Below are 23,836 nucleotides of genomic sequence, written 5' to 3' on the forward strand. Positions count from 1 at the left end.
GAGCTGGCTTGCCAGCGATAGGGCCCATGCAGATGCTCGATCAGTCGCCGGTGTACTCGCACCCGCTGGTGCAGGTCTCGTGAATGCGCACCTTCGACAGTTCCGGCAGCAGCGGCTTGACCTGATCCCAGATCCACTTGGCGATCACTTCGCTGGTGGGGTTTTCCAGCCCGGGAATATCGTTCAGGTAGTTATGGTCCAGTTGCTCGTAGATCGGCTTGAAGATCGCCTTGATCTCGGAGAAGTCGCGGATCCAGCCGGTGTGCGGATCGAGCGGGCCGGTCAGGTGCAGGGCGACCTTGAACGAATGGCCATGCAGGCGGCCGCACTTGTGCCCGGCCGGGACGTTGGGCAGGCGGTGAGCCGATTCGAAGGTAAATTCCTTAAAGATTTCCACGCTGGCATAACTCTGTGTGAATCAACGATGCGCGCAGTCTACCAGCATGCCCGCTACAAGGCTTGCAACTGATCCTGCAACCGCCCGGTGGCGATCAGCTCCAGCAGTTCGTCGCCCAGGCGCCGGCTTTCGGCGATGGCCTTGTACCAGTAGCGCTTGCGGCTCGGCGCATCGCCCATGAAACGCTTGAAGTCGTTGCGATCCGGCAGCTTGCCGTAGGGCAGGGCGGCGAGGTACTGCGGCGACGGGGTCATCAGCAACACATTCTGCAGGCGTGTGGCATTGCCCTTGCGCCAGGGCAGGGCCTTGTCGAACCAGCCGGGCACCACCTTGTCGGTGAAGTGCGGGTAGAGCACCAGGTCGTCGCCCCGGTAGGGCAGGTCCAGATGGTAGTCGAGCAAGCCGCCGTCGCGGTAGGTGCCGGCACCCGCGCCGGGGATGTCGCGCACACCCTCCATGACCATCGGGATCGAGCCCGAGGCGAGCAGGGCGTGGCGCAGGTTGGCCAGGTCCAGCGGCAGGCTGCGCGAGGGGAAGTCGGTGAGCGCCTCCAGCGGCGGCGCGGCACGTTCATCGTGCAGGATCACCCGCTCGAAGTGCCGCGCCAGGCGCGAGCGGCCCAGCAGGTTGCTGGCGATCACCGAGCCCAGCCCCACCCCCAGGCGTGCGCGGTGGTCGTGGGCGAGTTGGCCGTGGCTCTTCACCACCAGGATGTTCAGGCGATAGTGCGGGTTGGCGAGGATCTGCCCATCGCGGCCCTGCAGCAGGTCGTCGAGCATGCGTTGGCAGCTCTGGCTGATTTCCCTGGGGGTCACGCCCTTGGCGAAATCCTGCTCGGTATACAGCTCGCCCAGGCGGCGGATGCCGGCCACCGGGTCGTCGAGGCAGGCACTGGCGAAACGCCAGGAGCCGATCGAGGCGCCGATCAATGCCCGTTGCCGTGGTGCCGTCGGCAGCCATTCACCGAACAGCGCCAGGTCCAGGCCCTGGATTCCCAAGGGCTTGGGGCCACCGGCGGCGCCCGGCAGCACGCCGACATCGGCGGCCAGCAGGCCGCGCTCGCGAATCTGCCGCAAGGCGCGCTGGCCGGCCTTGAAGGTCAGGGCGGGGTACTTGATGTGGATGGCGCTCATGGCGGGGTCTCGGGCAGGGCAGGCGGGCAGTATAGGGCTTTATCGCGAGGCGGCGATGCCATCACCGCCCCACGTGGCCGCGACAAGGCCGCAAGCTGCGCTATCATGCGGCCAGCTGTTTTCAGGTTGAGTTAAGGACCGGTGGTTAATCTTAACCCCGTAGACAAATTGCACATCTCGCAGGAGAGAACCTCATGAAAACTTTGACTGCCCTGTTCACCGCCGCCGCCCTCGCTTTCGGTGCCAATGCCGCCTTCGCCAAGGATGTGCAGCCCGATGAAGTGGTCAAGCTGGTGAACGCCAAGACCATCAAGTCGCTGGACGATCTGAAGGCCGCCGCCGTGGCCAAGCACCCCGGCGCCACCGTGACCGACTCGGAGCTCGAGGATGAGTACGGCCGCTACATCTACAAGGTCGACCTGCGTGATGCCCAGAACGTCGAATGGGACGTGGCCCTGGACGCCAAGACCGGTGAAGTCCTGAAGGACGAGCGAGACAACTGATGCCTGCACTACCGCGAACGGCACGCTACCTGGCCTTGGCCCTGTTGACCGTCTGTTCGCTGGCCGCCGCGCGCGACCTGGACCAGGATGAAGCCCTGGAGCTTCGGCAAAAGGGCATCATCCTGCCACTGGAGCAATTGCTCGAAGCCGCCCTGGGGCGTTACCCCGGGGCACGGCTGCTGGAGGCGGAACTGGAAGAGAAGCACGAGCGCTACGAGTACGAGGTCGAACTGCTGACCCCGGCAGGCGTGGTGCGCGAGATCAAGCTCGACGCCCGCACCGGCGCGCTGCTCAAAGACGAGGAAGACGACTGAATGCGCCTGCTGCTTGTCGAGGACAATGTCCCCCTGGCCGATGAACTGACCGCCACCCTGCAGCGCCAGGGTTATGCCGTGGACTGGCTGGCCGATGGCCGCGATGCGGTGTACCAGGGCCAGAGCGAACCCTACGACCTGATCATCCTCGATCTGGGCCTGCCTGGGCTGCCGGGGCTCGAAGTACTGGGGCAATGGCGCGCGAGCGGTCTGGCCACCCCGGTGCTGATCCTCACCGCCCGTGGCTCCTGGGCCGAGCGTATCGAGGGACTCAAGGCCGGGGCCGACGACTACCTGAGCAAGCCTTTCCACCCCGAGGAGCTGCAACTGCGCATCCAGGCCCTGTTGCGCCGGGCCAAGGGGCTGGCCAACCAGCCGAAACTGGAAGCGGCCGGCCTGCATCTGGACGAGTCGCGCCAGTGCGTGAGCCGTGAGGGTGTCGATGTCCAGCTCACCGCCGCCGAGTTCCGCCTGTTGCGCTATTTCATGCTGCATCCGGGGCAGGTGCTGTCCAAGAGCCACCTGGCCGAGCACCTTTACGACGGGGAAACCGAGCGTGATTCCAATGTGCTGGAAGTGCACGTCAACCACCTGCGGCGCAAACTGGGGCGCAGCGTGATCGAGACCCGCCGCGGCCAGGGCTACGTGTATGCCGGGAGCGCCGCGTGAAGTCGATCCAGGCGCGACTGAGCCTGGGCCTGGTGGCGGTACTGGTAGTGGTTGGGCTGGCCCTGGCGCAGTTGACCCTGTGGCTGTTCGAGGCGGGCCTGCAGCGTTACCTGGAAGCTGGCCTGCGCAAGGAAAGCGAAAACCTGCTGGTGGCGCTGGTGCGTGGTCCGTCCGGCCTGCAGTTGGACGAGCGACGGCTGTCGGCAGCCTACCAGCAGCCGTTCTCGGGCTACTACTTCCGCATTGATTTCGACCAGGGTACCTGGCGCTCCCGATCGTTATGGGACATGGACATGCCCAAGCCTGGCAAGCCCGGCCTGGACGATGGCCACGAACTCGGTCCCGACGGCCAGCAACTGCTGGCCTATCGCGGGGACTACCGGCGGCTCGGCCAGGACATCTCAATCAGCGTGGCCCAGGACTACTCACCGGTGCGTGAGGGCTTTCGACGCATGCAACAGATCGGCCTGGGCCTGGGGCTGGTAGCGTTGATATTGGTACTGGTGCTGCAACGCCTCACCGTGACCCGCTCGTTGCGCCCGCTGGAGCGGGCGCGCCAGCAGATCGCCCAGTTGCAGCAGGGCCAGCGCTCGCAACTGGACGCCGAAGTGCCCAGCGAACTGCAACCGCTGGTGGACCAGATCAACCACCTGCTGACTCATACCGAAGACAGCCTGCGTCGTTCGCGCAATGCCTTGGGCAACCTCGGTCATGCCTTGAAAACGCCGCTGGCGGTGCTGATCAGCCTGGCTGCCAGCGAACGCCTGCAGGCGCTGCCCGAGGTGCGCGCGCAGATGCGCGAGCAACTGGAGCAGATCCAGCAACGCCTCGCCCGCGAACTCAACCGCGCGCGCTTGGCCGGCGATGCCTTGCCTGGCGCGCAGTTCGATTGCGACGCTGAACTGCCCGGGCTGCTGGCGACGCTGGGGATGATCCATGGTGAAGGCTTGCTGCTCGAACGCGACGCGCCGCCCGGCCTGTTGCTGCCCTGGGACCGCGAGGATTTACTGGAGCTGCTCGGCAACCTGCTGGACAACGCCTGCAAATGGGCCGACAGCGAGGTGCGACTGGGCATCGCGCCCACCACCGAGGGCTACCAGTTGATGGTCGATGACGATGGCCCGGGCATCCCTGAGGCGCAACGCCTGCAAGTGCTCGAGCGCGGCTCGCGGTTGGACGAGCAGGTCGATGGCCATGGCCTGGGGCTAGGCATCGTGCGCGACATCGTCGAGGCCTGGGGTGGGCGCATTGCGCTGCTGGAAAGCCCACTGGGCGGGTTGCGAGTGAGTATCGAGCTGCCCCGCAAGGTCCGCTGAATCAATCCGTTCCTGCCGAGGAACCGGATCAAGCCTGCAAAAAAATTGCAGTACAGCCGCAGTTTTTTGAATTGGCCCAGCGCCACCCGCGCCCGGCACAATGCCGGCCACGAAACCTTGCGGTTTCCATCTCTCCAAGGACGGAGCCCCTTGCGCCACTGCATTGCGCAACACAGGGCCCAGGCCGGTCGCGCTGGGCTTTCTTTTTACAATCAGAAGAACACGATCAAAATCACCTCGATGTCTGCCTCGCGTCCCGAATCCCGCCTGCAGCGCCTGCTGCCGGCGCCCCTGAACATCCCTCCCCGAGAATGGTTGCGAGCAGGCCTAGGCGCGCTGCTTGGACTGTTTCTTGCGGGTTACCTGTGCAGCCTGGCCTATGGGCCATCGATCGCCCTGCATTTGCTGGGGCCGCTGGCAGCCTCGGCGGTGCTGGTGTTCGCCGTGCACTCGGGCCCGTTGGCCCAGCCCTGGCCCGTACTGGGCAGTTATGCGTTGGCGGCTGCCGTGGGCCTGGCCATGCGTCACGCATACGGCGATGGGTTGTGGGTCGCGGCCGCGGCGTTGGGCATCGCCATCCTGGCGATGTGCCTGCTGCGCTGCCTGCACCCGCCCGGTGGCGGCGTGGCGGCCAGCGCCGTGCTGGCCGACCCAGGGTTGGTGGCCATGGGTGACCACCTGCTCGAGCCGGTATTGCTCAATGCGCTGATCCTGGTCGGCGTGGCCGTGCTCTACAACCGCCTGACCGGCGTGCGCTACCCCAAGGGCGCGACCCCGCGCCGCGACCTGCACCACACCCACGACGCGCTGCCGGGCGATCGGGTCGGCATCTGCGCCGCAGACCTGGACCAGGCCCTGGAGGAGATCGGCGAGTTCGTCGATGTCACCCGTGACGAGCTGGAGCGGATCATCCTGGCCACCGAGCAACACGCCCTGCACCGTAGCCTGGGCGGTATCACCGCCAGCTCGGTGATGTCCCGCGACGTGCAGTGGGCAACGCCGCGCACCACCCTCGAACAGGCCTGGAAGCTGCTGTCCGGCCATCACCTCAAGACCCTGCCGGTACTGGAAGAGGGGCGCTTGGTGGGGATCGTCAGCCTCAGCGACCTGGTCGGCCCGGCCATGGCGCGTGGGCGTTTCAGCTGGCGTGGCCTGTTCCGGCGCAAGGTGGTGCGCTTGGAACAGGTGATGAGCCGTCGGGTGGTCAGCGTCGGCAGCCAGCATCCGCTGGAGCGCCTGTTGCCGTTACTCAGTGAGCAGGGGCTGCACTGCCTGCCGGTGCTCGACGATGAAAAGCTGGTGGGGGTGATCACCCAGACCGACCTGATCGCCGGCCTCAAGCGGCACCTGCTCACTGCCGCGGCGCAGGGCTCAGATCACCGGGTCCCAGCGCTGTGACCAGTCGCTTTCGCCAGCGGCCACCAGCCGGCGCAACACGCTGAAGGCCTGCTGCAACGCCTCGCTGTCGCGCTCGCGGGCATGCACCAGGAAGGTCGGGTAGGTGAACTCCGGCGCCTGGGGCACGCGCTCGAACACCCCGCTTTGCAGGTAGGCCTGGACCACCCGGGTGCGGAAATAGCCGCTGCCGCCGTGCTCGAGAATGAACTGCAGGGCCAGGGGCCCGAGGTTGAAGCTCAGGGCCGGGCGCGACAGCTCGGGCAGGGCGGCGTCGTGCTTGCGGCGGAAAGCTTCGCCCCAGTCGATGTAGATGTACGGATCGGGCGCATCGACCCGGCGCACACGGATCAGCTTCTCTTCCATCAATTGCTCGACTTGCAGGCCAGGACCATAGGTCGGCTGGTAGACCAGCGCGGCGTCGAGCAAGCCCATCTCCACCTTGCGCAGCAGTGCTTCGCCATCGCTGACCTCGCTGCGGATGGCATGGCTGGGCAGGCCCTTGTGCAAGGCGCTGACCCAGTCGAGCAGCATCGGATTGCCCAGGCTCACTTCGGCGCCCACATGCAGCACCAGCTGGCAGCCCTGGGGCAGCGGCAGGTCACGGCGCGCCGCCTCCCAGGTCTGCACCAGCTGGTTGGCATAGCTGACGAAGGCCTCGCCGTCAGCGGTCAGGCTGGCGCCGTTGCGGCTGCGTACCAACAGCTGGCAGCCCAGTTGCTGCTCCAGGCGCTGCACACGGGCGCTGATTGCCGTCTGCGAGACGAACAGCCGTTCAGCCGCGGCGACCAGGCTGCCGCAGCGGACGATTTCCAGGAAGGTGCGGGCCTGATCGATGTCCATGGTGCTGCTTCTGTGGCTGGAGAGGCGGCCTATTCTAGTGTGGTGTTTTGCAAATACGACCAATAAATCGCGAGCGACTTTTGCGCTCAGGCAAGGCGTCGCGACGAGTCGTAGCCCAGCTACGGCGAGGAGCGACAACGCTGCATGAGCGCAAAAAGCGCCGCGAGTTATGGTCGTTATTTGTGAAACACCACACTAGATCTATTGCACCTGTTTGGGGCGCTGGTTCAGCCACGTGCCAGCTCAGCCAGGTGTGCCGTGGCCTCTTCGCTCTTGAGTACCAGCACATCGCCTTCCAGCGCATCCAGGACCACTTCCGCCGTGTTGCCGATCAGCGCCCCGGAGATGCCGGTGCGGGCCACGGTGCCGAGGATGGTCACCACAGCGTCAAGTTTCTTCTCGGTATAGGGAATCAGTACGTCGGCCGGTCCTTCGGCGATATGCAGCCTGTCATCGGTAATATCGAATTCCGCCTGGAACGCCGTGCACGCCTCGCGATAGCGTTTCTCGATGGTCTCCGTGAGCTGATAGACCGGGTCGGAAGCCGACAGCATCGGCGATGGATGGGCGCTGATCACGTGCAGTTGGCCTTTGGCCAGGCTGGCGATGTCATAGCCGTGATCGATGATGCTGGCGTGCAACAGACGATGGGCCTCGTCCTGGTTGCCCACATCCACCGCCGCCAGGATCACGCCGCCGGTCCAGGGGCGTTCGCTCTTGACCATCAGCACCGCGCAGGGGCACGCGCGCAGCAGCTTCCAGTCACTGGGGGTCAGCAATGCCTTGCGCAAGGGGTTTTCCGGGCGGTGCTCCTTGATCACCAGTTCACAGCCTTCCGCTTGCTGCACATGGATGATCGACTGGTGCAGGTTGTCCTTCCACTTCTGTTCATGGGTGACATTGTCGTAGCCATCATCATGCAACTGGCTACTTAGCAGGCTCAACAGCGCGCTGTGGTCCTGCTTCTTGTCGCACATCAGCAGGTGCAGGCGCGCACCGGTCACCCCGGCAATCAGTTTGGCCCGGGTCAGGGCCCGGCTATGGGCGTGCTCGGGGTCGAGGACGACGAGGATGCTGCGCACGGCTTGCATGGACGTGAACTCCTTTCGCGGATGGCGACCAATGCCTGACTATAGACGGCGCGGCGGCTGTTGCCGGTTGATCTGCATCAAGCATAGTCACTGGCGCTCGCCACCGCCGCCGGTATAATCGCCGGTCCCGCCGATGTCCCGTGTGATTGTGAGTACCATGTCCCTGATTCCTGAAATCGATGCCTTCCTGGGTTGCCGCACCCCTGACGCCTGGATCGAGGCGGCACTGGCCGACCAGGAAACCCTGCTGATCGATCACAAGAATTGCGAGTTCAAGGCCGCCAGCACGGCGCTGAGCCTGATCGCCAAGTACAACACCCATCTCGACCTGATCAACATGATGTCGCGCCTGGCCCGCGAGGAACTGGTGCACCACGAGCAAGTGCTGCGTCTGATGAAGCGCCGCGGCGTGCCGCTACGGCCGGTGTCGGCAGGGCGCTATGCCTCTGGGCTGCGGCGGCTGGTGCGGGCGCACGAGCCGGTGAAGCTGGTGGACACCCTGGTAGTGGGGGCTTTCATCGAGGCGCGCAGCTGCGAACGCTTCGCCGCCCTGGTGCCGCACCTGGACGAGGAGCTGGGCACCTTCTATCACGGCCTGCTCAAAAGCGAGGCGCGACACTATCAAGGTTATCTGAAGCTGGCTCACCAGTATGGCGACGAAGCGGACATTGCCAGGGTTGTGGAGCAGGTGCGCGAAGCGGAGGTCGGGCTGATCACCTCGCCCGACCAGGAACTGCGCTTCCACAGCGGCATTCCCCAGGCGCAAGCCGCCTGAGTTATTGCCGGCGACCGAGCAGCAACCCGACCACCAGGCCGAAGCCTGCGGAAATCGCCACGGTCTGCCAGGGGTGGCCTCCGATATACTCCTGTGTCGCCTCGACCACCGGCTGCGCCTTCTGGCCCAGGCGGCTGGTGGCATCGCGCGCCTGGCGCAACTTGAGCCCCAACTGCGCGCGCATGCCTTCGGCTTCCTCGCCGACCAGCGACGCGCTGTCGCTGAGCAGCTTCTCGGATTCCTCGATCAATGCCTGCAGTTCGCTGAACACCTGATCCTTGATCTGGTCGTTGTTGCCTTGCGCAGCGGTTTTCCTGGCCATGTACACATCCTCGTGAAGGGTTGGGCGTTGAACAGTGGATGCCACGGTGACGGGAAAGTTGCAGTGGCGTACCGGTGGCGCGTCGACGCAGTGTAAGATAGCGCCCATTTTCCAGCGGCAGGTAATACCCGATGAGTTTCAATCTGGCCAACATGAGCTTCCAGGAACGGGCGCAGATCGAGGCAGAAAAGGCCCGCTTGTTCGACTACTGGCAGAACAACCTGGGCAAGGCCAAGGGCGAGGCGGCGCGACTGATCGCAGAGAAGCCGCGGCGCAAGGGCAAGTGGGCGGAATGGGTACGTGCCGAACTCGACGGCATGTCGCCGCCGGAGTTCAACCAGCTGGTGCGCAGCGAAGTGAACAAGATGATGGCCGCCGCCAGCGCCAACCGCTGAGCCAGGCGAACACCCCGAACGCCTGCGCTGGAGAATCCAACAGACCTTCCAGACTGGAGTTCCCTCGATGCCCAAGTCCATCGTCGCCGCCCTGCAGATCGGTTCCCTGCCTGGCGGCAAGGCCGCCACCCTGGCGCAGATCCTCGACTACGAGCAGGCCATCCATGATTTCGGCGCCAGCCTGGTGGTGATGCCCGAGGCTTTGCTCGGTGGCTATCCGAAAGGCGAAGGGTTCGGCACCCAGCTCGGCTATCGCCTGCCCGAGGGGCGTGAAGCCTTCGCCCGCTATTTCGCCAATGCCATTGATGTACCGGGGCCCGAGACCGACACCTTGGCCGGCTTGTCGGCGCGTACCGGAGCGAGCCTGGTGATCGGCGTGATCGAGCGCAGCGGCAATACCCTGTATTGCACGGTGCTGTTCTTCGAGCCGCACACCGGCCTGGTGGCCAAGCACCGCAAGCTGATGCCCACCGGTACCGAGCGGCTGATCTGGGGCAAGGGCGACGGCTCCACACTGCCGGTAATCGAAAGCCGTGCCGGGCGCATCGGCGCGGCAGTGTGCTGGGAGAACTACATGCCGCTGCTTCGCACTGCGATGTACGCCAAGGGTGTGCAACTGTGGTGCGCGCCGACAGTGGACGAGCGCGAGCTTTGGCAGGTGAGCATGCGCCATATCGCCGCCGAGGGGCGCTGCTTTGTCATCAGCGCCTGCCAGGTGCAGGATTCGCCCGCCGCACTGGGCCTGGAGGTGGCCAACTGGCCGGCCGAACGGCCATTGATCAACGGCGGCAGCGTGATCGTCGGCCCACTTGGGGAGGTACTGGCCGGGCCGCTGGTGGGCGAGCGTGGCCTGCTTTGCGCCGAGGTCGATACCGATGAACTGGTGCGTGCGCGCTACGACTTCGACGTGGTCGGCCACTATGCGCGGCCGGATGTGTTCGAGCTCAGCGTGGACGAGCGTCCGCGGCCCGGAGTACGTTTCGTCGGTTCATCCGGCGCAGGTGAGTGATCTGCCAGCCTGCCGGTAAAGCTGATTACCAGGCAGTGCCTGCGGCCGTTGGCAGGTCGAGCTTGCCTTTGTCGGTAAAGCGCACGGTACCGAGCGGCCCTCCCGCCAGCTTGCCGCGCAATACATAGGGCAGGCCCTGCAGCGAGTCCACCCGGCTCAGGCCGTAGGCCTGGCGCAGGAAGGCGAAGGCGGTGACGCTCACCGGCACCACCAGCACCGCTTCGTCGTAGCGGCCGATATGCCCGCGCTGGTCGCTCACCCCGGCCGCCAGGGGCTGGTCGTTGACCTCCAGGTTGAGGGCGATGCCGTTGAAATCCACCGGGGTTTCGTTGGGGTTCTGCACGCGGATCTTCACGGCCATGCGCAGCTCCAGGTCCTGGCCGGGCAGGGTATCGATGCCGATCACGCTGATGTTCAGCGGGTCGCGACCCTGGAACAGGGCGCAGGCATTCAGGCCAAGGGTCAGCAGCAGGATCAGGCAGACGCGGGCATACATGGTGATCAAGGCCTCGTGGCGCGGGCGAGTCGGCAGTGTCGCAAATGCGCGGTGGTGATGAAAGCGGGGCCTGCCGACGTTCCGGGCCTAGCGCGAGCCGAATGTCATGCGCAGGTCTTCCATGAAGGCTTGCTGCGCCTCGCCGGGTGTTTGCCCGCGATGCCTGGCCAGGGTGAACGGCACCACGAAATCCAGCGCGGTATCCAACGCCCGCAACAGGCCTTGGGCTTCCCAGGGCGCGGCGCAGTGGCACGGTAGAAAGCCGATGTGTCGTCCTGAAAGGATGAACGTCAAGGCGCTGTCGATCTGCTCTGCCACCGCCATGCTGTGGCGGCTCTGGAAGAGTTCGCCCTGTTTGAGAAAACGATAGGGGTGGCTCACTTGGTCGGCCTCGAGCAACTGCTCGCGGGTTACCTGGGCCTGGGTGAACAAGACGTGCCCCTTGCCGCAGTAAAGCCTCTGGCGCTCCTCGAACAGCGGCAGGTAGTCGAACGCCGCCTGGTTGCCGGAGAAGTAGCTGATGGCGCAGTCCAGGCGTTGCTCCAGCAGCAAGCGTTCGAGTTCGGCCGGTGGCGCGCTGGTCAGTTCCAGGCGCACGCTCTCGTCACGCTGGCGAAACCGCGCGATGGCCTGGGCCAGGCGCAGGCTGACGTCACGGTCCTGGTTCTCGGCCAGGCCGATGCGCACGCTGCCCAGCAAGCGCCCGGCAACACCGTTGGCCTGCTGGCGGAACTGCTCGATCTGCAGCAGCAGGCCGCGGGTGGCCTGCAACAGCAACTCGCCTTTCTCGGTCAGCCGGAAGCCGCCCTTGCCCCGGCTGCATAGGCGATAACCCAGGCGGGTCTCCAGTTTCGCCATCTGCTGGCTGATGCTGGGCTGGCTGAGCCCCAGCACACCTTGGGCGGCGCTGAAACCGCCGGCCTCGACTACAGTGACGAACAGCCGCAGCAGGTGTAGGTCCGGGTCGTGCAATTGTCCGAGCATCACATTGCTCCTGGTGAATGTCAGCTTCGCAAAGTTGCCATTTTTGCAATGTAACCCGACAGGCATGCTGGCGGCATCCACCCCTATGCCGAGGTGTCCGCCATGCGTTCGACGTTGTGCCTGCTTTCATTGCTGATCGCCCTGCCGCTGCAGGCCGAAGAGAAGGTCGTCAACCTGTACAGCTGGGCCGACTATGTCGCCCCGCAGACCCTGGAGCGTTTCGAGAAGGAGACCGGCTACAAGGTCCGCTACGACACCTTCGACACCACCGAGGTGCTGGAGACCAAGCTGCTCACCGGTGGCAGCGGCTACGACGTGGTGGTGCCGTCGGCCACGGTGTTGGCCCGAGCCCTCAAGGCCGGCGCCCTGCAGCCGCTGGAGGCGCAGGCGATGCCCGGCTATGCCAACCTCGACCCGGACCTGCTGGCCAAGCTGGCCGAGGCCGACCCCGGCAACCGCCATGCCGTGCCTTACACCTGGGGCACGCTGGGGCTGGGGGTGAATGTCGAGGCCGTGCGCCAGCGCCTGGGCGATGTGCCCCTGGACAGCCTCGACCTGCTGTTCAAGCCTGAGTACGCCAGCCGCCTGAAGGACTGCGGCATCGCCATGCCGGACTCGCCACAGGAAGTGATCGGCGTGACCCTCAACTACCTGGGCAAGGACCCTTACAGCCAGGACAAGGCCGACCTGGACGCAGCCCAGGCGCTGTTGCAGCAACTGCAGCCGTCGATCAGCTACGTGGCCAACGGCCGCCAGATCAATGACCTGGCCAATGGCAGTGTGTGCCTGGCGCTCACCTACAACGGCGACGCCGCCATGGCCGCCGACCAGGCGCGCCGCGCCGGCAAGCCATTCGAGCTGATCTACCGCATCCCCCGTGAGGGCACACTGGTGTGGCAGGACAACCTGGTAATCCCCAAGGACGCACCGCATCCCGAGGCTGCACGCGCCTTCATCACCTTCATGCTGCGCCCCGACTCAGTGGCGGCGCTGACCAACACGCTGTTCTTCGCCAACGCCAACCAGGCCGCCACGCCGCTGGTGGACGAGGCGATCCGCGACGACCCGGACATCTATCCCCCGGCCGCGGTGCGCCAGCGCCTGTTCGCCGACCGCAGCATGGCGCTGGCCGACCTGCGCCAGCGCAACCGCCTGTGGACCGCCTTCCGCAGCCGGCAGTGAATGACAACGACAGGAGATATACCGTGGACCTCGCCCAGGACAACGACCAGGCCATCACCCGTGACAGCCTCTACGGCACTGCCGCCGAGAGCACCTACGCCGGCATCACCAGCTTCTCCCGGCGTCGCTACAGCCGCGATTTGCGGGGTGTCGACGTGGTGGTCAGCGGCGTGCCGTTCGACACCGCGACCAGCAATCGGCCCGGCGCGCGCTTCGGTCCGCGTGCGATCCGCGCCGCCTCGGTGCAACAGGCCTGGGCCAGGCACTGGCCCTGGGCGTTCGATCCGTTCGACCACCTGGCGGTGATCGACTACGGCGACTGTGCGTTCGATAGCGGTACGCCGCGCTCGGTGCCGCAGAGCATCGAGGCGCATGCCGAGCACATTCTCGAGGCCGGCTGCGCCATGCTCACCTTGGGCGGAGACCATTTCATCAGCTATCCGCTGCTCAAGGCCCATGCCCGTCGGCATGGCCCGCTGGCGCTGGTGCACTTCGACGCGCACAGCGACACCTGGCCGGACGAGGAGGGCCAGCGCATCGACCATGGCACGATGTTCTGGCACGCGGCGCGGGAAGGGCTGGTGGACCCGTCGCGCTCGGTGCAGATCGGCCTGCGCACCACCAACGACGATAGCCAGGGCTTTGCCATTCTCGACGCTCGCCAGGTGCATCGCCAGGGCACCGAGGCGATCATCGCTGCCATCCGCCAGCGGGTAGGCGACCGGCCCGTGTACCTGACCTTCGATATCGACTGCCTGGACCCGGCCTTCGCACCCGGCACCGGCACGCCGGTATGTGGCGGCCTGAGCACGGTACAGGCGCTGGAGATACTCGGCGGGTTGCGTGGGATCAACCTGGTGGGCATGGACCTGGTGGAGGTGGCGCCGGCCTATGACCATGCCGATATCACTGCGCTGGCAGGCGCGACCCTGGCGATGGAGATGCTGTGCCTGTATGCGGCGCGGCACAAGGTTGATAGGGCCGGGTAACGCCAGGGCCGCGCTGCGGCAATTGCCGGCACGCCAACTACCACAGGAAGGCGTAGGGCTCAAGGCTGGTGCGCACGGTGTGGGAGCTGGCTTGCCGGCGATTGGGCTGCATGGCAGCCCCAGGGGGCGCATACTGAAACATCAGGACCCAAATTCATCCTTTTGCGTCGAACCCTGCGCGCCGTAGGCTATCCAACCTTCGAGCGCGCCTTTTCGTACCGGAGGTGAAGCATGAATCCCACACTGCCAATCCTGGGCCTCGGCCTGTTGCTGGCCTTGCCACTCCAGGCCGCTCCCTTGGCGCCGCCGCTGATTGCCGCCAACGACAGCAACAACCCGTACAACAGCCCGATCATGCGCGCCAATCCCAACAGCCGTCAGGGCAGCGTGCCGGCAATGCCGCCTGTGCGCGGCCCGTCCACGCAACCCAACCCGCGACCTCCCACACTCGATAATCGCGGCATCGGCAACGGCGAAAACCTGCGCCGCGAACAGCAGACCCCGAACCTGGAACCCACCCGCCCACCACGCGATTCACCGCGCGTGCCGTGAGCCCTTGCGAAGGAAGCGAGCATGACGCCACGCATCTGGTTGACCACCCTGGCCGCCGCCAGCCTGTTCCCCCTGCTGGCGCAGGCCGCCGCAGAACAGCAGTACCCCAGCGAGGAGGGCCGACTGACCGTCAGTACTGTCGCTGACGGCTTGCGCAATCCCTGGGCGCTGGCATTCCTGCCCGGCGGCAAGGACATGCTGGTCACCGAACGCCCCGGCAACCTGCGCATCGTCAACGCTGAAGGCAAGGTCGGGCCGCCGCTGTCCGGCGTGCCCAAGGTCTGGGCCGAGGGCCAGGGTGGCCTGCTCGATGTGGTGCTCTCGCCTGAGTTCGCCAAGGATCGAACCGTTTACCTGTCCTATGCCGAGGAGGGCAACGATGGCAAGGCTGGTACCGCCGTCGGCCGTGGCCAGCTGACCCAGGACCGGTCGCGCCTGGAGAACTTCACGGTGATCTTCCGCCAGCAGCCCAAGCTGTCCGAAGGCAACCATTTCGGCTCGCGGCTGGTGTTCGACCGTGACGGCTACCTGTTCATCGCCCTGGGCGAGAACAACCAGCGCGCCACGTCGCAGGACCTGGACAAGCTACAGGGCAAGGTCGTGCGCATCCTGCCCGACGGCGAGGTGCCCAAGGACAACCCTTTCGTCGGGCGCGACAACGTACGCCCGGAGATCTGGTCGTTCGGCCACCGCAACCAGCAGGGCGCGGCGCTGAATCCCTGGACCGGCAAGCTCTGGACCCACGAGCATGGCCCGCGTGGCGGCGACGAGATCAACATCCCCAAGGCGGGCAAGAACTATGGCTGGCCGATCGCTACCCACGGCATCAACTATTCGTTGCTGCCGATTCCCGAAGCCAAGGGCAAGCATGTCGCTGGCATGGCCGACCCGCATCATGTGTGGGAAAAGTCGCCGGGCATCAGCGGCATGGCGTTCTACGACAGCCCCACGTTCAAGGCCTGGGACCACAGCCTGTTCATCGGCGCGCTGGCGACACAGGAGTTGATCCGGCTGAAGCTCGATGGCGACAAGGTCGTGCATGAAGAAAGACTGTTGGGTGACCTGAAGGCGAGGATTCGCGATGTTCGGGTAGGGCCGGATGGCTATCTGTACGTGCTGACCGATGCCAAGGATGGTGCCTTGCTGAGGGTGGGGCTGACAGGGGGCTGATCGTCCCTCGCCTGGAGCAAGGTTGTGGCAGCGGGCTTGCCCCGCGATGGCGTACCATGCGCGGCATGACCCCTGAATCCCTTTATCACAAGGCGCTGGCCGAGCGTGGCTACGTCGCCGATCCCGCCCAGGCAGCGGCTGTGGCTGCGTTGCAGGACTGCTTCGACGCCCTGCGTCAGGGCCAGCCGACGCAAGGCCTGTACCTCTGGGGCCCGGTCGGCCGTGGCAAGACCTGGTTGATGGACCTGTTCCATCGCAGCCTGCAATTGCCGGCCCGGCGCCAGCATTTCCACCATTTCATGGCATGGGTTCATCAGCGCCTGTTCCAGCTCAATGGCACCGCTGACCCGCTCGCGGCCCTGGCCCGGGCGTTGGCCGAGGAGATACGGGTGTTGTGTTTCGACGAACTGTTCGTCAGCGATATCGGCGATGCGATTATCCTTGGCCGTCTGTTCCAGGTGTTGTTCGATCACGGTGTGGTGATCGTCGCCACCTCCAACCAGCCGCCCGGCCAGTTGTACCGCGATGGCTTCAACCGCGAGCGGTTCCTGCCGGCCATCGCCGCCATCGAGCGGCACATGCGCGTGCTGGCGGTGGCGGGGGAGCAGGATCACCGCTTGCACCCCGGCCTGCAACAGCAGCGCTACTGGGTCGGCCAGCCGGGGCGGTCGAGCGCGCTCGAGGCGGTGTTCGGCCAGTTGAGCCCGGACGACCCAGGCAACGACAAGCCGCTGCAGCTTGGCTCCCGACGGATCGGCGTGCTGCGCCGAAGCACGCAGGCCCTCTGGTGCCACTTCAGCGCATTGTGCGAGCAGCCCCTGGCAGCCATGGACTTCATGGCCTTGTGCGACCGCTTTCCGGCGATCCTGGTCAGCGGCATTCCGGCCCTGGGCGGTGTCCAGCAGGCCGGGCGAATTGCCCGCGGTACCGAGGATGGGGCCACCCGCGTCGAGGCCGGGGACCGCCAGTTGCCGACACTGGCGCCGAAGGATGACAGCGTTCGGCGCTTCATCGCCCTGGTGGACGAATGCTACGACCGTCGGGTGTTGTTGTACCTGGAGGCCGAGGTCCCGCTGGAAGCGCTCTACACTCAAGGGTATCTGGCGTTCCCGTACCAACGGACCCTGAGCCGGCTACGGGAGATGCAACTGCAACGCTTCGCCTGAAGGAGCCGACCATGGAGCCGCTGTCGCATCATCTGCTGACCCAGGCCTACAACAATGGCTGGGCCAACCACCGCCTGTACAAGGCTTGTCTGCAATTGACCCAGGACGAGTTCGTCGCCCCGCGCTGCAGTTTCTTCCCGTCGATCAAGGCCACCCTCAACCACCTGTTGACGGTGGACTGGTTCTATCTGGATGCACTGGAGTGCGAGCAACGCGGCCAAATGCCGGATCCGGACGGCGAGCGCTTCTTCCAACCCGAGCAGCCCTTCGCCACCTGCACCGACCTGCAGGCCCAGCAGGCCCAGGCCGACCAGCGCCTGATCACCTATTGCCGGCAATTGCGCGACGACCAGTTGCGGCGCTATGTGAGCATCGTGCGACCGGACCGGGTGCAACAGGAGCAACGTTTGCGCTTGCTGTCACACCTGTTCGAGCACCAGATCCACCATCGCGGCCAGGTGCACGCAATGCTCAGCGATACGGCGATCAGGCCACCGCAGTTGGACGAATTCTTCTGTGAAGAGGAGGCCTCACTGCGATCCGAGGATTTTGCCGCGCTGGGTTGGAGCGAGGCGCAGGTCTGGGGGCAGCACTGAGCGGCGTTCAGGCTGTTTCGTCACCCACCAGATCGTGGGCGGCCTGCACCAGTTGCTCCAGCTGGTGATGCACCATGGCGCGGTCCAGCTGCGCCAGGGGCTGGCGATTCCACAGTATTTGCATGTCGGTGAGCGGGTCGACACCGATCACAGGCTTGCAGGTGTCCTGGCAGAACAGGTTTTGTTCGCCCCAGCGTATGTCGTCGATTGCGGGAAGTTCGATGAACATCAGCAAGTGGTCCGCCGGGTGCTCGGTGACGTTGCACACATAAGGCCCTGCCCGCAGGCTGATCACCGGCTCGAAGGTCGTTGGGGGCTCCAGCTTCAGGGCAGCGTACAGCTGGGTCAATGCATAGTCATAGTTCGTGCCTGACATGGCGAGCTCTCGATCAAAGGGCTTGCCACGGTAGTCAGTGCATACCCTGCAAGATACTGGGTGTAGTCGCCATTTTTTAACTGCTGGGCTTCCTGCGGTTCGGCGAAGGCTTGCTTCGCATTGCCTTACAGAGTCGATAAATTTCCTACAAGTGATGGCGAATAGCCTCCCTCTCGGCAAGGACAATCCCTGCGTTCATTCGTGGGAAGGCGCCGTAGTCTGTGGTCCTGGCTGCATCGCGGGGGCAAGGGCTGCAAGGTCATTCGAATCTTGCACGATCTGCTGCTCGATGGTGCGTAAAGGGTCCTACGGGAAGTATGGCCTCGCGTGGAAGGGATTTCTCCAGTTGAGGGCTGGTGTGTGCAAGGTCGGCAGTTGGATGTTGTCGGGGCGGGGTTCGCGTCCCAGGGGCAGGAAGGCTTCTACGCGGTGATGGTGGGGGAGCTGACGCTTCGCGAAAAGGACGACATCATTCACCTACAGGCAGGCGAGCTGCTGTTCGTCAAGCGCGGCACCTATCTGGTGGCGAGCCAATGGCAGGCATGCGAAGTGCTCTGGCTGCCGCTGGATGTGAATTTCGTGCAGGCGTTCGTTAAACGTCATGGCAATGACCTTGCCCACCTCGAACGCCGTGACGAGCCAGGTGTGGGTACCCTCCGGCTGCGACCCTGCACGATGGCGCAGGAATGCGTGAGCCGCCTGGCGGCGCTCGGGGGCGAAGGTACCTCGTCGATGCTGGCGATGTTGCGCCTGGAGGAGCTGTTGCTGCTGCTCATTTTCGGAGCGCAGGGGCGGACCTTGCTGGCGGCACTGCGGCAACAGGGCAATCGCCATGTCGATCGCCTGCACGCATTCATGGAACAGCACTATCTGCGCGATTGGCGCCTGGACCAGTACGCCCAGGCCTTCGGCTTGGGCCTGACGGCATTCAAGAGTTTGTTCAACACCTTCTACAACTGCTCGCCCCGGGCCTGGATCACCGAGCGCAGGATCGTCCATGCGCACCATCTGCTGCTTAACACGCGCATGAGCATTGTCGACATCGCCATGGAAAGCGGCTTTTCCAGCCAGTCGTATTTCAGCCAGAGCTACCGCCGACGGTTCGGCCGCACCCCCAGCGATGCTCGCCGTGGCTGACAAACTCTTCTGTTCCCTCCGTTGCACGGACGATGCCCGTATGAACACACTTTTGCAGCAAATGGCCCGACGGTTGGGCATGCCTCCCTGGTTGGCCAATGAGCGCGGTGGCTACCAGTTGTGCATCGAGGGACGTGCCCTTTCGCTCGAGCCGCAAGGCACGCAACTGGTTGTTCGCAGCTCGCTGTCGTCACTGGCGGGCCATGGCGCCAGCCTCGACCCGCAAGCCTTGCGCCGCTTGATGAGCATGCTGACAGTGTGGGCGCAGCACTGTCCGCAGCGACTGGCGCTGACACCCGCGGGAGAGCCGCTGCTTGAAGCGCAGGTAGACCTGGCCCAGGGCGATCTCGACATCGTGGATCACGTGCTGGGTGCTCAGGTCGACCTGCTCGCTCTCCTGTGCGAGCAACATGCCGATCCAGTGCCTGCGACCCACCGGGGAGCTCGCGTATGGCTGCCTTGAGGTCGCTTGCCGCCGGTTTGACGGCGCTGTTGGCCAGCCTTGCGGCCCAGGGCGAGTCACTGGATTGGCCCCAGGAGCCTTTCCACTACGTTGCCCAGGGCGAGAGCCTGCGTGACCTGCTGGGCAACTTCGCCGCCAACTACCAGGGGGCGGTGGTGGTCAGCGACAAGGTCAGGGACCAGGTGAGCGCCACGTTCGAGCAGCCGGATCCGGAGGCGTTTCTGGAGCAGGTCGCCGCACTGTTCAACCTGGCCTGGTACTACGACGGCGCAGTGCTGCATGTCGGCAAGTCCAGCGAACTACAGACCCGCCTTGTTCACCTGGACAAAGTGCGCGAGCCACAATTGCGCGCCGCCCTGCAGGAGGCTGGCGGCTGGACGTCGCGCTTCGCCTGGCGCGCCGCGGCGGGTGGGCAGCTGGTGTATGTCTCGGGCCCGCCGCGTTACCTTGATCGCGTCGAGCAGACCGCCAAGGTCCTGGAGCAGCAGGCTGTGTTGCAGGACGAACGCGGTGGCGGCCTGAGCGTCGAGGTGATCGCGCTCAGGCATGCGGTAGCCGAAGACCGTGAAATCGATTATCGCGACCAGAAGGTGGCGGTACCCGGGGTGGCCACGCTCCTCTCTCGGGTACTGACGAACGCCGATGTACGCGCGGTCGAAGGTCAGGCTGTGGCACAGGGGGCGCCCGTTCGCTCCAGTCAAGCCGTTGTCCAGGCCGAAGCGTCGCTCAATGCCATCATCGTGCGTGACCACCCAGAGCGCATGCCCATGTACCGGCGTTTGGTGGCGGCGCTGGACCGTCCGGCGGCGCGCATCGAGGTGGGGCTGACGATCCTCGACATCAACGCCGAGCACCTGGCGGAGCTGGGGGTGGAGTGGCAGGTTGGCATAGGTACCGGCAAGCACCAGTTGATCGACATTCGCACCAGCGCAGGCCAGGCGCAGGGCACGCTTGCCGGCAGCCTGGTCGACAGCCGGGGCGTGGACCGGCTGCTGGCCAAGGTCACGTTGATGCAGGGCGAGGGGCGCGCCCAGGTGGTGTCGCGGCCGACCTTGCTGACCCAGGAGAACACCCTGGCGGTGATAGACCACAGCGAAACCTATTATGTGCGAGTGCTGGGAGAACGCGTCGCCGAGCTCAAGGCGATCACCTACGGCACCCTGTTGAAGATGACCCCACGTCTGATCCGCAGTGCGGACCGGCCGGAAATCAGCCTGAGCCTGCATATCGAGGACGGCAGCCAGAAACCCAACAGTACAGGGCCCGATGGTATACCCACCATCAGTCGCACGGTCATCGACACGCTGGCCCGGGTCGACCTGGGGCAGAGCCTGATGATTGGTGGCATCCACCGCGACGAGTCGAGCGAGAGCCTGCGCAAGGTCCCGCTGTTGGGGGACATTCCGTTCCTGGGCGCCTTGTTTCGTTATCAGTCCAGCAGCACGCGCCGATCGGTTCGGCTGTTCCTGATCGAGCCGAAGCTGATTGACCCGGGGCTCGCAAGTGTCGGCAATGGCTTGAAGTCAGGTCCTGTCCGTGATGAGCGCTCTTGAAATGACTTGGAAACTGCGGGTCTACAGTGGCCTGAATGCGGGGGCCGAGGTGTCCCTGGCACCTGGCCGGGTAGTCATCGGCGCCGACCCGGTGCAAGCGGATCTGGTGCTGGTGGACGCAGGGATCGCCGCTATCCACCTGGTGCTGATGGTCGGGCCTGGCGGGGTACGCCTGCTGGAGTGGGGCGCCAGCGAACCACCGACACAGGCCGGGGTGACGTTAGCGGCAGACGTCGAGTTGCAGGCACTTGCCATCCAGCGTTGTGGTCCGTTGTGCTGGGCATTCTGTACAGAGGGCGAGGTCTTTGCCGAGCGGCTTCCCGAGTCGATCCCCCGGCCCGGATTGCGGGCCGGCTGGTTCATGGTCCCCGGCGCCGGGGTGCTGCTGTTGCTGGCGTTGCTCACTCGATTGCTGAGTCCAGAGGCCGAAGCACAGGGCAAAGCGGACACAGCCGATCCCCAGGTCATGCCACACAGCCTGCCCGTTCCACAGGCCCGGACGCGCCTGGCCCAACTGCTGCGCGAATGGCGCCTGGAAGATGCCCTGACCCTGGAGGACCGCGGTGACACCCTGGTGCTGCGTGGGGCACTGCATGACCGCCAGCATCAGGACTTTCTCAACCTGCAACGCCAGTTCCGCAAGGCATTCGCCGAGCATCCGCTGTTGAAGCTGGTCGATGAGGGCAGGGCCGCTGTGCCCGGGAAACTCGATTTCCCGGTGCGCGCGGTGTCGCTGGGGCGCGTGCCCTATGTGACGCTCACGGACAACCGCCGTTATCCGGTAGGCGCGCTGATGCCTTCCGGTATCCGCATCCTGGCGATCGATGGTCAGGCGATCACTTTGCGCAAGGGGGGGCAGGACTACTCGATCAATCTCAAGGAGCGCCCCATTAATGATGGATGAACTGTTGCAGGAAACACGTGACCCACAAACACGCGCCTGGATGTACAGGGTGCTGGAGCAAGCGCGGCAAGCCCGCGCCGAGCAGATGTCGCGCCCTTTGCCGCCCACAGCATTCCAGGCAGCGCACGACGAGCGAACGGCCCTTGAAGCGGCCTTGAACATCCTGAAAAAACTGAAGGAACATTGAAATGACAGGCATCAGCAGCGGATTCCACGATGGTACCAGCAACACCATGGACATGGTCCACGAAGGCATGGTCAAGCAGGCGCGAGAGGCCAACAAGGCCGTCCTCGAGTCGCTCAGTAAACTCAACGAGAAAAGCGACGACCCCGCGTTGCTGGCCGACATGCGCCACCGTTCGAACATCTGGTCCAACGTGTTCCAGGTCGATGCGACCTTGGGCCAGACCTTCAAGAACACCATCAGCAGCATCCTGCAGAAGTTCTGAGCATGGAGTGCTCGGTGAACAATCTGATGGCGCGCCTGGGCTTGCTGGGTGTCGAGCACCATCACCATGACGAAGCGATGGCGATTGCGCGTTGGCTGGCCCGGCAGCCGGAAACCAGGGAAGCCGCCTGTGCGATACGTATCGCCGGCCTGATGGGGGCGGGACGCTGCGAGGAGGCCCTGGCAGAAGGCAATCAGGCCTCCTGGCCATCCCTCGGCCCGTGGCTGGCGCTGTGCGAGCGCCAGCTGGGCTACATGGCGGCGCTGGAAAGGCGCCTTGAGCGTATGGCGCAGAGCGAGGATTGCGATCTGATCCGGTTTGCCGAGGGTATGCGCGCCCAGGTGGTGGCATGAACGGGTTGACCACCTCATTGTTGACGAGTGAGCCAATAGCGCCGATCCCGCAGCCCGTCCATGTCGCTCGGGACGCTGCTGTATTCCAGGCATGCCTGGTCGAGCAGGGCGCAGGTGCTCTGGAGTTCGTGCAGGTGCCGGCACTGGCACAGCAACAGCGCTTGCAAGTGCTCGCCATGGCAATGGACCTGCTCAACGATTCCTTCAAGGTGGAGGGCGACTCATGAATGGCATTGCTGAAGTGACCCGAGTGGTCACCGATCTGCAGTCCCTGGCGGCACCGTCCGTCGATTCCCGCCAAGTGGCCGAGTTCGAGCAGGCGCTATCCAGCAGTGCCGGCAGCCCTGAGGAGGGGGTGTTGCACAAAGTCGCACAGCTCGGCCAGCAGCATGCCGAAGCCAGGCAGGGCGCGCATGCCAGCCTGGTCTCGGGGGTGGGTGATCCGGTGGCATTGATGGATGCCCATTGGGCACTGATACGCACCAACCTGCAGGTCGAGCTGATTGCCAAGGGCGTGGGACGCACCACGCAGAACATCGAAACCCTGATGAAAGCCCAGTAGGTGCACTGTGAAGAATCCATGGCAGTGCTTGCTGCTTGTGACGGTACTGCTGCTGGGCGGGTGCAAGGTCGAGCTGTACCTGGGCCTCGGCCAGCGCGAAGCCAACGAAATGCTCGCGGTGCTGGATGCCGAGGGCATCGATGCGGTGAAGGCGCAGGACAAGGACGGCAAGGTGAAGATCCTGATCGATGAGGCTGACATCGGCCATGCGGTAGCCGCGCTCAAGCGCCAGGGCTACCCACGGGAGATGTTCTCCACGGTCAGTGATGTGTTCCCCCGGGATAGCCTGATCTCGTCGCCGCTGGAGGAGCACGCGCGGTTGGCCTATGTGAAGTCCCAGGAGTTGTCACGCACCCTGTCGGAAATCGATGGCGTGCTGGTGGCGCGGGTGCATGTGGTATTGCCGGAGCCCCGCGACAGCCTGCGTGCAACGGCCCGTGCGGCCTCGGCGTCGATCTTCATCAAGCATGCGGCGGACGCGGCGCTGGACCTGTACATCGGGCAGATGAAGCAGCTGCTGAGCAACAGCATCGAAGGCCTCGACTACGACCGCATCAGTGTGGTGCTGGTGCCTTCCACGCAGGCTCGCCAGCTGTGGCCGGGGGAGCGTCATGCGACGCTGTTGTCGATTCATGTGATGGAGGGTTCGCGCCTGCGTCTTCTTGCGCTGATTGGGACATTGCTGGGGGTGCTGGTACTGAGCAATCTCGCGCAGTACCTGTGGTGGCGCCAGCGGGCATGA

32 protein-coding genes are annotated in these 23,836 nt (G+C 64.9%); 24 read left to right on the forward strand and 8 right to left on the reverse strand.

The annotated features are described in order from the left end of the window. Positions 1–40 precede the first annotated feature (40 nt). Entirely contained in the window at positions 41–397 is a 357-nt protein-coding gene (gene queD / locus LOY42_RS09340; RefSeq protein ID WP_023630589.1) for a 6-carboxytetrahydropterin synthase QueD, read from the reverse strand. A gap of 53 nt (positions 398–450) precedes the next feature. Then, entirely contained in the window at positions 451–1,530 is a 1,080-nt protein-coding gene (locus LOY42_RS09345; RefSeq protein ID WP_139669939.1) for a patatin-like phospholipase family protein, read from the reverse strand. 194 nt (positions 1,531–1,724) lie between these two features. Between LOY42_RS09345 and LOY42_RS09350 the strand changes: the two genes are divergently transcribed. The 5 genes from LOY42_RS09350 (at position 1,725) to LOY42_RS09370 (ending at position 5,730) form a co-directional block, all read left to right on the forward strand. Next, positions 1,725–2,033 carry a PepSY domain-containing protein gene (locus LOY42_RS09350; RefSeq protein WP_139669941.1) on the forward strand — a complete coding sequence of 103 codons (309 nt, stop codon included), beginning with the start codon at positions 1,725–1,727 and terminating at the stop codon, positions 2,031–2,033. After that, a complete protein-coding gene (locus LOY42_RS09355; RefSeq protein ID WP_023632694.1) occupies positions 2,033–2,347 on the forward strand; it encodes a PepSY domain-containing protein in 315 nt (104 codons plus the stop codon). Before LOY42_RS09350 ends, LOY42_RS09355 begins: the two co-directional genes overlap by 1 nt. Next, positions 2,348–3,016, forward strand: a complete 669-nt coding sequence (locus LOY42_RS09360) for a response regulator transcription factor (RefSeq protein ID WP_102683274.1) — start codon at positions 2,348–2,350, stop codon at positions 3,014–3,016. It begins immediately after the preceding gene. Beyond that, positions 3,013–4,332, forward strand: a complete 1,320-nt coding sequence (locus LOY42_RS09365; RefSeq protein ID WP_139669943.1) for a sensor histidine kinase — start codon at positions 3,013–3,015, stop codon at positions 4,330–4,332. Before LOY42_RS09360 ends, LOY42_RS09365 begins: the two co-directional genes overlap by 4 nt. A gap of 240 nt (positions 4,333–4,572) precedes the next feature. Beyond that, complete coding sequence (locus LOY42_RS09370) at positions 4,573–5,730, forward strand: HPP family protein (protein ID WP_139669944.1); 1,158 nt, start codon at positions 4,573–4,575, stop codon at positions 5,728–5,730. Here the strand turns inward: LOY42_RS09370 and LOY42_RS09375 are convergent. Together LOY42_RS09375 and LOY42_RS09380 are read right to left on the reverse strand one after the other, a co-directional pair. Next, positions 5,704–6,570, reverse strand: coding sequence for a LysR family transcriptional regulator (locus LOY42_RS09375; protein WP_258600363.1), 867 nt, complete (start codon positions 6,568–6,570; stop codon positions 5,704–5,706). The genes LOY42_RS09370 and LOY42_RS09375 overlap by 27 nt on opposite strands. Before the next feature lie 227 nt (positions 6,571–6,797). Next, positions 6,798–7,661 carry a universal stress protein gene (locus LOY42_RS09380; RefSeq protein ID WP_139669948.1) on the reverse strand — a complete coding sequence of 288 codons (864 nt, stop codon included), beginning with the start codon at positions 7,659–7,661 and terminating at the stop codon, positions 6,798–6,800. Between the two features lie 157 nt (positions 7,662–7,818). Between LOY42_RS09380 and LOY42_RS09385 the strand changes: the two genes are divergently transcribed. Next, positions 7,819–8,436 carry a tRNA-(ms[2]io[6]A)-hydroxylase gene (locus LOY42_RS09385; RefSeq protein WP_046854995.1) on the forward strand — a complete coding sequence of 206 codons (618 nt, stop codon included), beginning with the start codon at positions 7,819–7,821 and terminating at the stop codon, positions 8,434–8,436. Position 8,437: 1 nt separating this feature from the next. Here LOY42_RS09385 and LOY42_RS09390 read toward each other — a convergent pair whose 3' ends face one another. Then, positions 8,438–8,758, reverse strand: coding sequence for a YqjD family protein (locus LOY42_RS09390; RefSeq protein WP_031315252.1), 321 nt, complete (start codon positions 8,756–8,758; stop codon positions 8,438–8,440). Between the two features lie 131 nt (positions 8,759–8,889). Between LOY42_RS09390 and LOY42_RS09395 the strand changes: the two genes are divergently transcribed. Together LOY42_RS09395 and LOY42_RS09400 are read left to right on the forward strand one after the other, a co-directional pair. Further along, entirely contained in the window at positions 8,890–9,153 is a 264-nt protein-coding gene (locus tag LOY42_RS09395) for a hypothetical protein (RefSeq protein ID WP_023630897.1), read from the forward strand. A gap of 67 nt (positions 9,154–9,220) precedes the next feature. Further along, entirely contained in the window at positions 9,221–10,162 is a 942-nt protein-coding gene (locus LOY42_RS09400) for a carbon-nitrogen hydrolase family protein (RefSeq protein ID WP_258600364.1), read from the forward strand. 25 nt (positions 10,163–10,187) lie between these two features. Here LOY42_RS09400 and LOY42_RS09405 read toward each other — a convergent pair whose 3' ends face one another. Together LOY42_RS09405 and LOY42_RS09410 are read right to left on the reverse strand one after the other, a co-directional pair. After that, positions 10,188–10,658, reverse strand: coding sequence for an LEA type 2 family protein (locus LOY42_RS09405; RefSeq protein WP_139669952.1), 471 nt, complete (start codon positions 10,656–10,658; stop codon positions 10,188–10,190). A gap of 87 nt (positions 10,659–10,745) precedes the next feature. Further along, a complete protein-coding gene (locus LOY42_RS09410; RefSeq protein ID WP_110700892.1) occupies positions 10,746–11,642 on the reverse strand; it encodes a LysR family transcriptional regulator in 897 nt (298 codons plus the stop codon). A gap of 102 nt (positions 11,643–11,744) precedes the next feature. Here LOY42_RS09410 and LOY42_RS09415 point away from each other — a divergent pair, with 102 nt between their 5' ends. The 6 genes from LOY42_RS09415 (at position 11,745) to LOY42_RS09440 (ending at position 17,297) form a co-directional block, all read left to right on the forward strand. Then, a complete protein-coding gene (locus tag LOY42_RS09415; protein ID WP_102683281.1) occupies positions 11,745–12,824 on the forward strand; it encodes an extracellular solute-binding protein in 1,080 nt (359 codons plus the stop codon). A gap of 23 nt (positions 12,825–12,847) precedes the next feature. After that, positions 12,848–13,813, forward strand: coding sequence for an agmatinase (gene speB / locus LOY42_RS09420; protein WP_139669953.1), 966 nt, complete (start codon positions 12,848–12,850; stop codon positions 13,811–13,813). Positions 13,814–14,044: 231 nt separating this feature from the next. Beyond that, positions 14,045–14,365 carry a hypothetical protein gene (locus LOY42_RS09425; protein WP_139669955.1) on the forward strand — a complete coding sequence of 107 codons (321 nt, stop codon included), beginning with the start codon at positions 14,045–14,047 and terminating at the stop codon, positions 14,363–14,365. Positions 14,366–14,386: 21 nt separating this feature from the next. Then, the gene (locus LOY42_RS09430) at positions 14,387–15,535 is read left to right on the forward strand and encodes a PQQ-dependent sugar dehydrogenase (protein ID WP_139669957.1); all 1,149 of its coding nucleotides are present in this window, start codon (positions 14,387–14,389) and stop codon (positions 15,533–15,535) included. A gap of 65 nt (positions 15,536–15,600) precedes the next feature. Then, positions 15,601–16,701, forward strand: coding sequence for a cell division protein ZapE (zapE, locus tag LOY42_RS09435; protein ID WP_102684905.1), 1,101 nt, complete (start codon positions 15,601–15,603; stop codon positions 16,699–16,701). 11 nt (positions 16,702–16,712) lie between these two features. Then, positions 16,713–17,297, forward strand: coding sequence for a DinB family protein (locus tag LOY42_RS09440; RefSeq protein WP_102684865.1), 585 nt, complete (start codon positions 16,713–16,715; stop codon positions 17,295–17,297). A 7-nt stretch (positions 17,298–17,304) separates the two neighbouring features. Here the strand turns inward: LOY42_RS09440 and LOY42_RS09445 are convergent, their stop codons facing one another. Further along, positions 17,305–17,673, reverse strand: coding sequence for a CesT family type III secretion system chaperone (locus tag LOY42_RS09445; protein ID WP_139669959.1), 369 nt, complete (start codon positions 17,671–17,673; stop codon positions 17,305–17,307). Between the two features lie 375 nt (positions 17,674–18,048). Between LOY42_RS09445 and LOY42_RS09450 the strand changes: the two genes are divergently transcribed. The 10 genes from LOY42_RS09450 to sctJ are packed head-to-tail and all read left to right on the forward strand — an operon-like array spanning position 18,049 to position 23,836. Then, positions 18,049–18,810, forward strand: a complete 762-nt coding sequence (locus LOY42_RS09450; RefSeq protein ID WP_139669961.1) for a helix-turn-helix transcriptional regulator — start codon at positions 18,049–18,051, stop codon at positions 18,808–18,810. Between the two features lie 40 nt (positions 18,811–18,850). Beyond that, positions 18,851–19,273, forward strand: a complete 423-nt coding sequence (locus LOY42_RS09455; protein WP_198753939.1) for a CesT family type III secretion system chaperone — start codon at positions 18,851–18,853, stop codon at positions 19,271–19,273. Then, entirely contained in the window at positions 19,261–20,826 is a 1,566-nt protein-coding gene (gene sctC / locus LOY42_RS09460; RefSeq protein WP_139669965.1) for a type III secretion system outer membrane ring subunit SctC, read from the forward strand. Before LOY42_RS09455 ends, sctC begins: the two co-directional genes overlap by 13 nt. 1 nt (position 20,827) lies before the next feature. Then, a complete protein-coding gene (locus LOY42_RS09465) occupies positions 20,828–21,730 on the forward strand; it encodes an FHA domain-containing protein (protein ID WP_258600367.1) in 903 nt (300 codons plus the stop codon). Beyond that, positions 21,720–21,917 (forward strand): EscE/YscE/SsaE family type III secretion system needle protein co-chaperone, encoded by a 198-nt coding sequence (locus LOY42_RS09470; protein WP_177486004.1) that lies wholly within the window; start codon positions 21,720–21,722, stop codon positions 21,915–21,917. The genes LOY42_RS09465 and LOY42_RS09470 overlap by 11 nt, the downstream gene beginning before the upstream one ends. 1 nt (position 21,918) lies before the next feature. Beyond that, a complete protein-coding gene (locus tag LOY42_RS09475) occupies positions 21,919–22,179 on the forward strand; it encodes an EscF/YscF/HrpA family type III secretion system needle major subunit (protein ID WP_046855008.1) in 261 nt (86 codons plus the stop codon). 14 nt (positions 22,180–22,193) lie between these two features. Continuing rightward, the gene (locus LOY42_RS09480) at positions 22,194–22,532 is read left to right on the forward strand and encodes a YscG family type III secretion system chaperone (protein WP_256659264.1); all 339 of its coding nucleotides are present in this window, start codon (positions 22,194–22,196) and stop codon (positions 22,530–22,532) included. Then, complete coding sequence (locus LOY42_RS09485) at positions 22,529–22,759, forward strand: hypothetical protein (RefSeq protein ID WP_177486005.1); 231 nt, start codon at positions 22,529–22,531, stop codon at positions 22,757–22,759. The genes LOY42_RS09480 and LOY42_RS09485 overlap by 4 nt, the downstream gene beginning before the upstream one ends. Beyond that, positions 22,756–23,094, forward strand: coding sequence for a type III secretion system inner rod subunit SctI (sctI, locus tag LOY42_RS09490; protein WP_177486006.1), 339 nt, complete (start codon positions 22,756–22,758; stop codon positions 23,092–23,094). The genes LOY42_RS09485 and sctI overlap by 4 nt, the downstream gene beginning before the upstream one ends. A gap of 7 nt (positions 23,095–23,101) precedes the next feature. Next, positions 23,102–23,836, forward strand: a complete 735-nt coding sequence (sctJ, locus tag LOY42_RS09495; RefSeq protein ID WP_102684876.1) for a type III secretion system inner membrane ring lipoprotein SctJ — start codon at positions 23,102–23,104, stop codon at positions 23,834–23,836.

It is taken from the genome of Pseudomonas sp. B21-023, from assembly GCF_024749165.1.
Classification (GTDB): Bacteria; Pseudomonadota; Gammaproteobacteria; order Pseudomonadales; family Pseudomonadaceae; genus Aquipseudomonas.